This is a genomic window from Acinetobacter tjernbergiae DSM 14971 = CIP 107465 (genome assembly GCF_000374425.1).
Lineage (GTDB): Bacteria > Pseudomonadota > Gammaproteobacteria > Pseudomonadales > Moraxellaceae > Acinetobacter > Acinetobacter tjernbergiae.
This window is the reverse complement of sequence record NZ_KB894362.1, coordinates 46,744-60,374: the sequence shown is the minus strand read 5'-3', so window position 1 is coordinate 60,374 and position 13,631 is coordinate 46,744. Positions and strand designations below refer to the sequence as shown.

9 protein-coding genes, 4 tRNA genes and 2 pseudogenes are annotated in these 13,631 nt (G+C 37.4%); 14 read left to right on the top strand and 1 reads right to left on the bottom strand.

Annotation, left to right across the window (positions count from 1 at the left end):
- Positions 1-105 precede the first annotated feature (105 nt).
- The 13 genes and pseudogenes from C502_RS0109000 to C502_RS18215 all read left to right on the top strand — a co-directional run bounded on the left by C502_RS0109000 (position 106) and on the right by C502_RS18215 (position 11,786).
- Positions 106-1,614 carry a DUF3336 domain-containing protein gene (locus tag C502_RS0109000; protein WP_018678503.1) on the top strand — a complete coding sequence of 503 codons (1,509 nt, stop codon included), beginning with the start codon at positions 106-108 and terminating at the stop codon, positions 1,612-1,614.
- Positions 1,589-2,419 carry a protein kinase domain-containing protein gene (locus C502_RS0108995; protein ID WP_018678502.1) on the top strand — a complete coding sequence of 277 codons (831 nt, stop codon included), beginning with the start codon at positions 1,589-1,591 and terminating at the stop codon, positions 2,417-2,419. Before C502_RS0109000 ends, C502_RS0108995 begins: the two co-directional genes overlap by 26 nt.
- Positions 2,420-2,519: 100 nt before the next feature.
- Positions 2,520-2,604 (top strand) — tRNA-Leu (locus tag C502_RS0108990).
- A 68-nt stretch (positions 2,605-2,672) separates the two neighbouring features.
- Positions 2,673-2,746: transfer RNA gene (locus C502_RS0108985), tRNA-Trp, on the top strand.
- A 150-nt stretch (positions 2,747-2,896) separates the two neighbouring features.
- Positions 2,897-2,981, top strand: a tRNA-Leu gene (locus C502_RS0108980).
- Positions 2,982-3,046: 65 nt separating this feature from the next.
- A tRNA-Trp gene (locus tag C502_RS0108975) sits at positions 3,047-3,120 on the top strand.
- Between the two features lie 368 nt (positions 3,121-3,488).
- Positions 3,489-3,797: pseudogene (locus tag C502_RS18220) on the top strand (fimbrial protein); the annotation flags it as partial.
- Between the two features lie 87 nt (positions 3,798-3,884).
- A complete protein-coding gene (locus tag C502_RS0108965; protein WP_018678500.1) occupies positions 3,885-4,625 on the top strand; it encodes a fimbrial biogenesis chaperone in 741 nt (246 codons plus the stop codon).
- A 22-nt stretch (positions 4,626-4,647) separates the two neighbouring features.
- Positions 4,648-7,254 (top strand): fimbria/pilus outer membrane usher protein, encoded by a 2,607-nt coding sequence (locus C502_RS0108960; protein WP_018678499.1) that lies wholly within the window; start codon positions 4,648-4,650, stop codon positions 7,252-7,254.
- The gene (locus tag C502_RS0108955; protein ID WP_018678498.1) at positions 7,238-8,839 is read left to right on the top strand and encodes a fimbrial protein; all 1,602 of its coding nucleotides are present in this window, start codon (positions 7,238-7,240) and stop codon (positions 8,837-8,839) included. Before C502_RS0108960 ends, C502_RS0108955 begins: the two co-directional genes overlap by 17 nt.
- A complete protein-coding gene (locus C502_RS0108950) occupies positions 8,836-9,582 on the top strand; it encodes a fimbrial biogenesis chaperone (protein WP_023274664.1) in 747 nt (248 codons plus the stop codon). Before C502_RS0108955 ends, C502_RS0108950 begins: the two co-directional genes overlap by 4 nt.
- A gap of 144 nt (positions 9,583-9,726) precedes the next feature.
- Positions 9,727-10,647 (top strand): helix-turn-helix transcriptional regulator, encoded by a 921-nt coding sequence (locus C502_RS0108945; protein WP_018678496.1) that lies wholly within the window; start codon positions 9,727-9,729, stop codon positions 10,645-10,647.
- Positions 10,648-10,852: 205 nt separating this feature from the next.
- A pseudogene (locus C502_RS18215) lies at positions 10,853-11,786 on the top strand (IS5 family transposase).
- Between the two features lie 131 nt (positions 11,787-11,917).
- Here the strand turns inward: C502_RS18215 and C502_RS0108935 are convergent.
- The gene (locus tag C502_RS0108935) at positions 11,918-12,856 is read right to left on the bottom strand and encodes a LysR family transcriptional regulator (protein ID WP_018678495.1); all 939 of its coding nucleotides are present in this window, start codon (positions 12,854-12,856) and stop codon (positions 11,918-11,920) included.
- A 91-nt stretch (positions 12,857-12,947) separates the two neighbouring features.
- On the opposite strand from C502_RS0108935, the gene C502_RS0108930 reads away from it, so the two are divergent.
- Positions 12,948-13,589 (top strand): LysE family translocator, encoded by a 642-nt coding sequence (locus C502_RS0108930; protein ID WP_018678494.1) that lies wholly within the window; start codon positions 12,948-12,950, stop codon positions 13,587-13,589.
- Positions 13,590-13,631: the final 42 nt, after the last annotated feature.

Below are 13,631 nucleotides of genomic sequence, written 5' to 3'. Positions count from 1 at the left end.
TGAAAAATATTGGAATCGATCAATTTTACCCTTGATTGTTAGTGTTGCTTTTTGCATTGTATAAGTGCGAGATGAAAAGATGATAATGAAAAATAAGGAAGGATAATGTTCAATAAATTTAAATATAATAAGAATATATATCAGTCACATAGAGTTTCTACATTAAAAGAAAGTCTGAAACATGCGAGTTCTTATGCGGAATGGAAAGAAATTGCACTAAAACTGGACGAAGAATCAGGTTATGAAGCTTGGAAATATGACAATCAATCGCCTTATTTTGATGCAGAAATTTTATCTAAACGATATAACTTATTAAAAAAATATCGAATACAGCATCGCACTTTAGATTTAATCTATGTTCTACGTGAAGGCTTGTCCTATGATTTTGCCAATATCGGGCATCCAATGTTGTTTGCTCAAACTTATATTGGCACCAAAAGAATTATCGAAAATTATGTGGAAGAGATGAGTGAATGCCTTCGCTATTTGGCTGTTAGTGAATGTATTACCTTTCAACTTAAAGAAAAGATTCAATTTTTTGAAGAATGCCAAAAGGCTTATGGTCAACCCGCACTCATGTTTTCTGGAGGTGCAACACTTGGGTTATTTCATACAGGTGTGTGTAAGGTTTTACTTGAACAAGATCTGATGCCGCGTGTGCTATCTGGTTCAAGTGCAGGGGCAATCATGACAGGTATGTTAGGCGTATCAGCAGCGGATAAAGTTCCTGAATTACTGAAAGGTGAGCACTTTTTTAGTGATGCCTTTAAATTCAGAAAAATGACTGAATTGATTCGAGAGAATGGTGGAGTTGCTGATGTGATGTATTTGAAAAAATTTCTAATGCAAAATCTAGGAGATGTAACATTTGCAGAAGCCTACCAGCAGTCAAAACGCCATATTAATATTGTGATTGCACCTTACAACACGGCACAAAATCCACGAATTATGAATGCACTGACTGCACCAAATGTTTTAGTTTGGAGTGCGGTTTTAGCTTCTTGTGCTGTACCTGTATTATTTCCACCTGTGCATTTAACCAGTAAGCGTTATGATGGTCAACATACGCCTTATCTAGCCAATACAAAATGGGTGGATGGAAGCATGCGCAGTGATTTTCCACAGGAAAAAATGGCACGCTTGTATAACATTAATTACACCATTGCTAGCCAAGTAAACCCACATATTGTGCCCTTTATGCAAAGTGATACGGAACGATTTCGTCGAGACGTACTGAGTTGGCCTGAGCGAATTATTCGGCATCAGGGCAAAGCGATTGCGATGGAGTTTCTCGACCTAACACGCCATTATATGGGGGATTTTTTTCCGATTCGCCGTATTTTAGATCATGGCTATGGAATCTTAGGACAACGTTACTATGGGGATGTGAATATTATCGCCAAGTATGGACTTCGGCATTATCATTACATGCTCAAAAACCCACGTCCAAAGCTTTTTAAAATATTACAGCAAGAGGGTGAAAGGGCAACATGGCCTAAAATTTCCTCCATCGAAATACATGCACGGATTGGTAAAACCATTGAGCATTGTTTAACATCATTGCGAAAGCAGCAAGAAAAGCAGCAGAATGATTTTTACTACGTGGATCTCTGATTCAAACATTCAATGGGATGGTTTAACTTTAACAACCAAATCTGAGAGTTATGCATTTGGGCGGCGTTTATATACTTTTCAGGTCGCACAGCAACAGTATTGGCTCAAATTCCATTTAGCGAATACCCATGCTGTGTTGGAGCAAGCTTTTCAGCGTGAATTAGATTTCTATCAACAACATGCTCAAACTGAGCAAACTTTTTTATTAGCGCATCAAATTATTCAGCTTCGGGATATTACAAATGGCATGGATTTTCCTGAGTGTGGGGTAGGGTTACTCAGCCTTGATACAAATCAATTTTTCGATACGATTGTAAATGTAGCGAATACTGAAGCGATTCAGCTCAAGATTCTCATTGCATTAGATGCGCTGGGCAGTATGCATCAACTGGGTTGGATTCATGGAGACTTAAAAGTTGAACATTTCAGATTATATGAAAATTCATGTAAATTGATTGATTTTGAGCAAAGTTGCAAATTAGAACATTCAATACAGAGTTTAACGGCGACGCCACGTTATATGGCACCTGAACTTTTCCATGGGCAGCCGAAAACCGCGCAAACTGATTTATATGCATTCGGCATTATTCTTTATGAATGGTTGTCTCAAAAGAGATTATGTGCAAAAAATTATCATGATTGGGCAGTTTTACATTGCCAAGAATTAGAGATTCAATTGCCTAATGAGTTGCAGTGTTTTTTACCTTTGCTAAATGGTCTATTGCAGAAACATAAAGAACGGCGTTTGAACTCCGTTGTTGAAGTAAAACATTGTTTAAATATGATTAATTTGCTGCAAAAATAAACATAAATACTTGATTTGAATATTATATGTTCATTTGGTAGGGTTTTTTATCAGAAAGGCTTGTCATAAAGCATGTTTCTCACTAATATGCATACCCATCGGGGGCGTGGCGAAATTGGTAGACGCACTGGATTTAGGTTCCAGCGCCGCAAGGTGTAAGAGTTCGAGTCTCTTCGCCCCCACCAAATTTAAGAAGCAAGAGTATCTTGCTTTTTTTATGATTAAGTCAGAAATGGGTTAGTCATGCCGTTATAGAGGATTGGTGTAATGGTAGCATGACGGTCTCCAAAACCGTTCGTCAAGGTTCGAGTCCTTGATCCTCTGCCAAATATAGAAAGGAGCTTTGTTTAAAGTTCCTTTTTTTATTTCTGCATTTTTTCATTTGTATATGAAAAAAGCATTAGCGTTCAGATGCATGTTTTTTTTATAAAAAGGACTTGTCAGCAAGAAAGTTTATCACTAATATACACATCCATTGGGGGCGTGGCGAAATTGGTAGACGCACTGGATTTAGGTTCCAGCGCCGCAAGGTGTAAGAGTTCGAGTCTCTTCGCCCCCACCAAATTTAAAAAGTAAGTATTCTTATTTTTTATGATTAAGTCAGAGATGAATTAATCATGCCGTTATAGAGGATTGGTGTAATGGTAGCATGACGGTCTCCAAAACCGTTCGTCAAGGTTCGAGTCCTTGATCCTCTGCCAAATTAATAAAAAAACCCTTGTATTTACAAGGGTTTTTTTATGTTTGAATTTTTCACCATTATAGTAAATGTATAAAAATAAACTAAATTGCGTCACTAAATAATTGCTAAAGTAAAATATTAAATCTTTGCTGTTAACGATAATTTTTATCATGCAAATGTAGAGGAAATTTCTTTAATTAAAAACAACTAATTTCTGACTAGTTATATCAACTGGTTCATTTAAATTGCTGATTAATTTTTAATATTAGTAATTGCTAATCAAATGTCAATTTTTAAATCATTATTGTCAATATATCCTTTATAAATTTTGTTAGATTAAGCCAAAGAACGTGTTTTTTATCACATTTTTTTATGTAAATGTTAATTTCGTTTAATATTTCAGGTTGTAGCACGACAGCTGATGATGTTGCTGTACGTTTTGCTGCTCATAATCCCGATGGTGCAAATCTTGGATTAACACCTGCATCAACTGCAACGGGTGTTTCGGTTCAATTATTAAGTGGTAGCGCTGGTAGCTCACCGATTGTATTTAACACTGGCATTGCAACTTCAGCTACAGCAACCACATCTGGCGGATCAGCAGCATATAATTTGACTGCTCAATATTATGCGAAAGCTGCTGCTGCTGCGGGGAGTGTAACTGCTGTTACTGATTATGAAGTTATTTACCCATAATAATTTTTATCAGCTATATGCTTGTTTGAACAAGCATATAGCAAATCTTTTTCTTTTAAGGAAATAAAGAAGGAAAATACTGTGGTCATGACTTCAAGATTTTGGACTGGTTTGCTGTATTGGTGTGGTGCATTGTGCAGTGTTCAACTTTCCCATGCTGATGTTGTTATGACGGGAACTCGTGTTATTTTTCCTGCAGAGACGCAGCAAAAAACACTTCAATTTAGTAATAATAGTAATCTAAGTTTTTTGGTTCAGGTTTGGCTAGATAAAGGCAATATTGATTCAACCCCAGAAACAGCAGATGCTCCTTTTAGTGTAAATCCTCAAGTATTTCGTGTTAACTCCAATACTGGGCAAATGGCACGTCTAACCTATATTGGCGATGACAAATTACCAAAAGATCGAGAATCAATTTTTTATTTGAATTTCAAGCAAATTCCAGCGATGGATAAAAAAATGATTGATGAGAATAGGTTGGTATTACTCGTTAAAAATCGTCTCAAAGTTTTTTATCGCCCAAATACGATTGTAGGTAAAGTTCAAGACCTTCCTCAGGAATTGAATTTTAATATATCGAATAATCAGCAAGGTTCATGGCTGGAAATTCAAAATCCAACAGGGTATTACGCTAATTTAACTCGAGCGACAGTCAAAATAGGCCCAAAAGAAATTAAAACGAAAAGTATTTCAATGATTGCGCCGAAATCAAGCGAAAAGTGGTTATTAGAGCAAAATATCTCTGCACCTGATCAAGCGAAAGTGACAGTGCGTTTGGTGAATGATTATGGAGCTTATATTCACTACGATATCAAAGCACAAAAATAATCATAAGCATGGAAAGACGAATATGGCTAAACATATCCATTTGGTACAGCGTTCTTTTTTGTCTGTTATTGTGAGTGGTCTTTTTTTGCAAACAGTGTATGCAGCGCAAACAGAAGTTGTAAATACTAAAACCGAGAAATCAGAAGAGCTTTATACCTTTGATCCTAATTTATTTAAGGGGGGTGGTTTAAGCGCTCGGCTTATTGAGCGTTTTAATCATCCAGATCAGTTAGAGGAAGGATCTTATACTGTTGATATTTATGTGAATGAGCGATTCACTCAACGACAAAGTTTATATTTTTCTAAAAATGAAGATGCCAAAGAAAGTGTACAAGCATGCTTACCAATAAATTTACTTGAAACAGCAGGAATTCTCGGTGATCTTGAGTTTCGACAATTACGTGAGACCAATCCTCAGGCAATTAGCGATATCAAATGCTTAACTTTAGCGCAGGTTGCTAAAGGGAGTAAAAGTGTTTTTGATTTTTCATTATTACGTTTGAACCTTACTGTACCACAGAGTTTGATGAAAAATATTCCGCGTGGTTATGTAAATCCAGCAGAATTGGATGCAGGATCAAGTATTGCCTTTATTAATTATACAGGGAACTACTATCAAACTGAAAATCGGATCAATAATAGTAATTATGAATCTGCATTTATCAGCTTAAATGGTGGGATTAATTTTGGTAAATGGCAGTATCGACAACAATCTAATATTTCGATGAATAATCAGCATGATACAACAGTTGATCATATTCGAAGTTATGTGCAACGCCCGATAGCTTCTCTGCAATCTCAATTGGTCTTAGGGCAACAGTATACTTCTGGTCGGTTCTTATCAGGCTTGTCATTTAAAGGCCTAAGTTTGATGACAGATGAGCGTATGCGCCCTGATTCTATGCGTGGCTATGCACCTGTGATTCGAGGGATGGCTCAAAGTAATGCAAAAGTATCAGTTGAGCAAAATGGTCGAGAGATCTATCAATTGACGGTTGCTCCTGGTCCATTTGAAATCAGTGATTTGTATCCAACAAATTTTGATGGAAACCTGACTGTCATTGTAACTGAGGCGGATGGTTCTAAACATTCAACAGAAGTTCCTTATGCCGCCGTTCCAACGTCACTTCGATCTGGTCTTTCGAACTATAGTATTGCTTTGGGTAGAACCGATCTTGATCGCAGTGAGAATGCTTTTTTCTCTGATTTAAATTATGAACGTGGTCTGAATAACAATATCACCCTCAATGGTGGTCTACGTCTGAGCAATGATTATCAAGCTGTGGCTTTAGGCAGTGTATATGGAAGTAACCTTGGTGCGTTGGGTTCCAACTTGACCTATTCAAGAGCGCGCTTACCGAGTGAAACAGGGCAAGAGACTGTAGACGGATGGATGGCGAACATCACTTATAGTAAAACCATTCAACCAACCAATACCACAATTGCCATCGCTGGTTATCGTTATTCTACGATAGGCTATCGTGAGTTTAGTGATGTCTTGGGTTTACAGTATGCCTCAGAAAATGGAAGTGCATGGACTTCGAATAGTTATCTGCAACAATCACGATTTCAAGTCAATGTCAGTCAACAGTTAGGTCGGTATGGGACGTTTTATCTCGCAGGCGCAACGCAGAGTTATCGTGATGGGCGAGATCGAGATACCTCTTTTCAAGCAGGATATAACAAAAGTTTTGGAGTGGTCAGTTTAAGCCTAAATTATACTCGTCAAAAAACTTATTCACTGAATGGTGGTGAGATTAAAGAGGAGCGTTTTGATAATTTTGGTGGCTTGAGTTTACACATTCCTTTGGGACGTGAACGTAATCCTCGAACTCCGACTCTGAGTGCACATTATAACCGGAGTAATGATAGTGATAATTATCAACTTGCTGTCAACGGAGCATTAGATCGTGACTACAGCCTAAATTATAACCTAGGTGTAGGAGGCAACTTTAATGGTGATCAAACACTTAATGCTGGACTATATAAGCGGTTTTCAAATGTTCAGTTGGGCTTCAATACATCATATAACGATCAATATTGGCAAAACTCTTTCAATGCAGCGGGTGCAATCGCACTTCACTCAGGAGGGGTAACTTTTGGTCCTTATTTGGGTGAAACATTTGCATTAATTGAGGCAAAAGGTGCAAAAGTTGTAAGTTCACCTTATAGCAAGGTTGATCGATTTGGTTATGTCTTAGTACCCAATATTAACCCATTCCGGTTTAATAATCTTGCACTCGATCCATCCAATATGGCGAATAACATTGAGTTAGAGGGTGGAGAGCAACGAATAGCGCCTTATGCAGGTGCGATGGTTAAACTGAATTTTAAAACTCGAAAAGGCTACAGTGTTTTCATTCAAAGTCAGTTAAATAATCAGCAAATTATTCCAATGGGCGCTGATGTACTGAATCAAGACAATGAGGTGATTGGTATGGTTGGACAAGCAGGTCAGGTTTATGTACGTGTTCCTAATCAAGAGGGGATTTTAACCCTGCGGTGGGGAGCTGAAAATGATCAATCTTGCCAATTACCGTATCACATTGAAAACCATCAACTTGAGCAAACGCTGATTAAGTTAAATGCAGAATGCAGAATGGAGAACGAATATGAAACGAATAAATAATTTTCTACAGTTCGGCATTTTTATATTTTCGATTTGTGTTGGAACAGACGCATGGTCAGCATGTCGTTCGGTTCGATATTTTGATGGGCAATATGCTGGAGTGACCATTTCAGGGAGTACGATTACAGAAAGTGCTTCTAATACAAATGGCAGTTGGGGGGATAATAATACCACTCAAACAGAGGATAATAACTCTGCACGTATCCCGATTGGTAATATTCATCTAATGGATGTCGCAATACAACCTGATGGGAGTTCTTTGGCGATAGCGAGCGTTCCGCCAACGGACTATAGAATCCGTAATACCAATGCAGAAAGCTTATTATGGGCATGTTCACCTGCAACTGATATGAGCAAGATCCGTTTTTTAGTTTCTGTAAATGGTGATGATCGGGTTGGTGGATATTTTCCTGTTTCAACTGTGGATGCAGGCGGGGAGCAGAATGTATTTTATACATGGTATAAATATGTAGGTATTCGACAATATATTGATGGTGAAGTCCTTGGACGGCAATATAAAGCTGTTCCGATTCAATATGAAACAGGCTCTGGTACAGCAGGTTGGGCAAAAGATAAGTGCCAACCGGGGTGGCGTTGTATTCGACTGAAGCATCTGCCTACGATGCAATTTGAATTAATACGCGTTGCTGGGCAACCCCCTTTTTCAAGTGCTGCAAATACGTTTTGTAATGGTCTTACCGTACCAGCGGGTGCAACAGGTAATGACCGAGGTATGGGACAATTTGGCAATTACATTTGTAATCAACCGATTTCTTATATTACTTTGGGTGACAGTGAGCATAATGGAGCTGGAAATACAGGAGATCAATATGTGGCTTTTCCACATGATGCGATTGGGGTAACTCATGGTGTTGCTTCGAATACATGGTATTTTTGGGGGGCTGATAATGGTTTTGGGTATACCTTATATAACTCTGTGAATTTAAGTAATAATGCGACAGCATGTAAATTAAATATGGTCACTCCAAATGTGAATTTTGGGACAACAACGATAATAAATCTCAATAATAATGGTATTGTGAGTCAGAATTTTCAAGTGCAAGTTGACTGTAAAAATGGGGTAAATTCAGGAACTGGCAGCGGTCAAATTGCGATAGGAATTCAACCTTCACAAGGTGCATATAATGCAGCAAAAGCATTTTCACCTACATTGGTAAATGCAAATAATGGTGTTTCGGCTTTACTTTCAGATGATTATTTGACCAATATTTTGAGAGCTAAAAATGCAGCAATTTACATTAAATATCAGGGTGCTAGTAGTTATATTAACTTACTCGGTCAACCAGGTGGTAGTGGGACGACTGTTGGAACAACAGGTAACCATAGTGTAACGTGCGGTGCAGCCAATAATCAGCAATGTTATCCTGCGGTGACTTTTCCACAAGGTAATCTAGCAGGTTGGTATCCAATTTTGAATAATGCAACGAATATTGGAACACCATTGACGGGTTATACCCGATATAACATTAATTATACTGCTGATTTGAAGAAAATCGTGGGTGCGCCAGATGTAACAGTTGGGTCTATATACTCTACAGCAACTGTGGTGGTTAAAATTCAATGAGAATTATAATCAAGTTTCTATGTTTATTAATGCTATTGTCACACAATAGCATTATTTATGCAGGGTTTGCGATATCATCAAACCGTGTGATTTATAATGAATCAGAGCGCGAGCATTCATTAATTTTAGCAAATATTAATGAGTACCCAATTGTTGCACAAACATGGGTTGATAATGGTGCTGGATATCCAGATCAGAGTACAGCTCCTTTTGTTGTACTTCCAGCTGTTTTTAAAATGAATCCTAAAGGTATTCAAGTAGTACGTATTATTCATAATGGTAATACCATGCCACAAGATCGAGAATCTGTGTTCTGGCTTAACCTCTATGAAATTCTGGGTAAAACTCAACAGCAATTAAATCTTTCTGAAGAAAGCAGAGTTAGACTAGATTTAGCAATGAATACTCAATTAAAAGTTTTTTATCGTCCTAAATCTTTAAAACCTATGGATATTGAACAAATCTCAGAAAAAATAAAGTTCTTTATTAAGGAGGTGAATGGTAATCAGGTTCTAGTTTGTAATAATCCGACACCTTATCATCTTTCATTTATAAATATTGTTTTAAAACAAAAAGATAGGAATTTTGAAATAGAAAATCAGGTTGATCTAATGGTTGCACCATTTTCGGAGAAGGTTTATGAACTAGATTCATCCCCTGAGTTACCTTACTCATACCAAGTGAACTTCACTTTAATCGATGATCAAGGTTATACTTTTAATAGTTATTTCATGGGTAAATAAGCTTAAGTTGTAGTGCTTTATAAATAGTGGATATTGTTTCAAATGTATCGTTCGCAGTATGTTGGATCTGTTAGTACCTCCTTGTTAATGATGATTGTTGATTTCTGTATGTCTCATAAGTTGAATATTCCTAGGGGATGTTTAATGTATTTAAACAAAAATACACTTCAGCCAAATGATCTTACGGAGCGTATTCCATTTCAAATTTGGAGTGATGTTTTAGAAAATCTCTATGATCAGCATCCTATTGATGGTTTAGGTTTAGAAATTGCAAAACATATTCAGTTAGCTCATGCTGGGATTTTGTCTTATCTAGCATTTTCGAAGTCTAAATTATCAAAAGCTATTCCTGATTTTGTTGAATATAATCGTTTAGTATATGATTTTAATTTAATGCATTTTCATATTGAAAATGATCATGTTGAGTTGAGTTGGGGAGATTGTCGAGGACGTCCAGGTTTATTGGTTGATGAAACTGCAATAGCACTATTTTATAATATTATTAAGCAAGCTGTTTATCCTTTAAAAATTTCCTTAAAATGTTTGAATTTTATCTATTCCATACCAAAAAATATAAAGGTCTATGAAAAATATTTTGAATGCCCTGTTTTTTTTAATGCTCAGTCTACATCCATCACTTTCTCTTTTTCAGAAATTGAAAAAATATATTTGAGCCGAGCTGATCCTATTTTATATCGGCTTTTAAAAAAACAAGCTGATCGATTAATAGGTCAATTGGATGTGTATGATGATTTTGAACAAAGACTATATACAAGTATTCATTATTGTATTAAACAAAAAATTATAAGTTTAAATGCTGTAGCAAAATACATGGGAGTTTCTGACCAAATATTACGTAAAAAACTGCTTGATACAGGAATTAGTTTCAATAAAGTATTAAATAAAGTTAGAGAAAGTTTAGCAAAAAGATATTTGAGTGATCAACGTCTTAATATAGCTGAAATTGCAGATTTGCTAGGGTATTCTGAGCAAAGTGTTTTTCAGCGTGCTTTTAAAAATTGGACTGGAGAAACTCCTTTAAAATTCAGGAATAAAATTAAATGAGTTTAATTTTTAATCGTGATGTGGGATTTATTTAATATTTTTGTCGTTAAGTAAAATACAGGTTGATTTTTTTGCTATATTTAACCTGAAGCTTGGATAAGTAAGTGACTTGAAAAAGAGAAAGACTATAGCCATCAGTTGAGTTACCACAGGCTTTGTTGCACAAACTTATAATTGAAGTCTTATTCAGCAATATCATTTCTCAATGAAGAAGCCAGCACCTAAATTCTATCGTACAATCAATTGGTCTACATATAACTAAGCTCTCATTAATCGTGGGAATATTGCCGTTTGGTTTGATCACCAAACGCAGTGGTACGAGCAGCTACAAAGCAAGCATGGTCGAAATCAAACTTATTCCGACACAGCCATCCAATGCTGTTTAATGATCAAATCCTTATTTCGTCTTTCGTTACGTATGGTCACAGGCTTTGTACAAAGCCTCATTCATCTTTGCGGATTAGATTGGATAGCGCCAGATTATTCCACCATTTGCAGAAGACAAAAGCATATTGATATTCAAATTAACTATGAAAAGAGTTGCAACGGATTACATCTACTCGTCGATTCCACAGGCTTGAAGTTTTTAGGGGAAAGTGAACGGAAACGCAAGAAACATCAACCTGAACATGGTTGCCTATGGTGTAAACTGCATATCGGTATAGATCTAAAACCTAGCAAATACGGGCAAGTTCAACTCACTGCGAACAATGTCAGTGACTCACAAGCCCTTGGGGGTTTACTTGATCAAATCCCGTTAGATGAGCAGATTGATTCAGTGTATACAGATGGGGCTTATGATACAAAACAATGCCATCAGGTCATTGCAGATCGGCAAGCACATGCAATTATTCCACCCACAGAAAAATGCAAAGTCTTGGAAAGATAAAAAGACGAGCTCACGAGAGAGAAATGAATTACTTCTGACAGTTAAGTATTTAGGCAGGACACTATGGAAAAAATGGTTAGGCTATCATCGGCGAAGTTTGGCCGGAACTAAAATGCATTGTATCAAGTTATTAGGAGATAAACTCAGTGCTCGTAATTTTGACAGTTAGGTTAATGGTGTTCATGCTCGCATAGCCGTCTTAAATAAATCTATAGAGTTAAGTAGTCGTCATACCCAAGTTGTCACTTAAGTTGGAATAACCAAGGGAAATCCTATCTTTAAAGGCTTTGTGCAACAAAGCCTAATGGTTATGAAAAAAATATTACAAAGAAAATTGATGAAAATAATTAAAGTTTTGACGAAATGCCAATTGTTCTAATCCTAGATATTTTGTTGAATTAATATTGGTTCTGCAGCTAATTTTTCCGCCAAATATTGAATGAAGACACTCAATTTAGGTGGAATATGTCGTGTTGGTGGGTAGAGCAGCCATGCGCCACCACTGTAATGGGTTTTAAAATGCCAATCAGGTAAGACCTGTACCAAAGAACCTTGTTCTAAGGCATGTCTTGCCACGAAGTAAGGCAAACTTGCAATGCCTAGATGCTGTAAAGCGGCACTGAGACGCACGCCGGTATGATTGGCGGCATAACGACCACGGATTGGTACCGTAATGGATTTCTGTTCTTGCTGGAATTTCCACTTTGAGTCATTAGGTTGTTCACCCAAATAAATACACTGGTGCTGCTTTAAATCATGAGGATGTTGCGGTATGCCATGTTGCTGTAAATATTCTGGTGTGGCACAGATTAAATGATCAATATCAATCAGTTTTCGTCCCATCAAGCCACCCGGTGGCTGTTCGGTAATACGAATCGCCAGATCTACACCATCATCAATCAAGTCAATATAGCGGTCTTCCAATAGCAGTTGAATATCAATTTTTGGATACAGTGCCAAGAATTCGGGTAAATGAGGATGCAGCATAAAATGCCCAACGGCTTTGGGCACACTGATCCGAATAATGCCCTGTGGTTCAATATGAAACTGACCTGAGCTTTCCATTACTGCCTGTGCAGCATTGACCATGTCGACACAGCGTTCATACACCTGTTGACCACTTTCACTTAAGCGCAGTTTACGTGTGGTGCGATGCAATAAGCGTGTACCTAAAGCTCGTTCTAAACGCGCAATGGCACGGCTCACGGCAGACGGGGTTGAACCGAGCTGTCGTGCCGTTTCAGAAAAACTTTCCGTTTCGACAACTTTGACAAAAGTTGCCATTTCATTTAACAGAATCAGACTTTGATTTGTGCTCATCAAGCAAAAGTTATTTGGATTTTGATTGGATTATCGCGATTTAAAAAGCGCAATACAATCTTTTCCTGTAGTCATGATGGAGATAAATCAAATGTGGCAGTTGTATGGACATGAATTTCTTGCCTTGGCATTGATCCATTTTATGGCCGTTGTTTTACCGGGACCTGATTTTATTATTACCGTTAGACAAAGTGTTCGATATGGCTATTTGATTGGTTGTATCACTGCAATCGGCATTGGTGTCGGGATTTCAGTACATGTGTTTTATACCTTGGTCGGGGTGGGGGTATTAATCCAGCAAAGTGTCTGGTTAATGTCTGTATTACGTGTGGCAGGAGCGGCTTATTTGATTTATTTGGGCTGGCAATGTTTACGTAGTCAACCGAATGCCAATCTGGATATTTTAGCTGGCGAGGCAATGGGTAAGCCAAGCTTAATCCAAGCCTTTAATATGGGTTTCTTAACCAATTCACTAAATCCCAAAGCAACCGTTTTCTTTTTAGCAATTTTTACCACCATTGTTAGTCCGACCACACCGTTAAAAGTTCAAATTGGTTATGGCGTCTGGATGTGTCTAGTCAATGCTGTGTGGTTTATTTTGGTCAGCATTATGTTTGCTCAGCCTGTTGTTCGGAAACGCTTTTTAGAGTTTGGGGTATATTTTGAACGGGTGATGGGAATTATTCTTGGGGTCGTTGCAATACGATTGATCTGGAGCGTTGCCTTTGCCTGAACATAAAAAAAGACTGCGCTGAGGCAGTCTTTTTTTATTGGA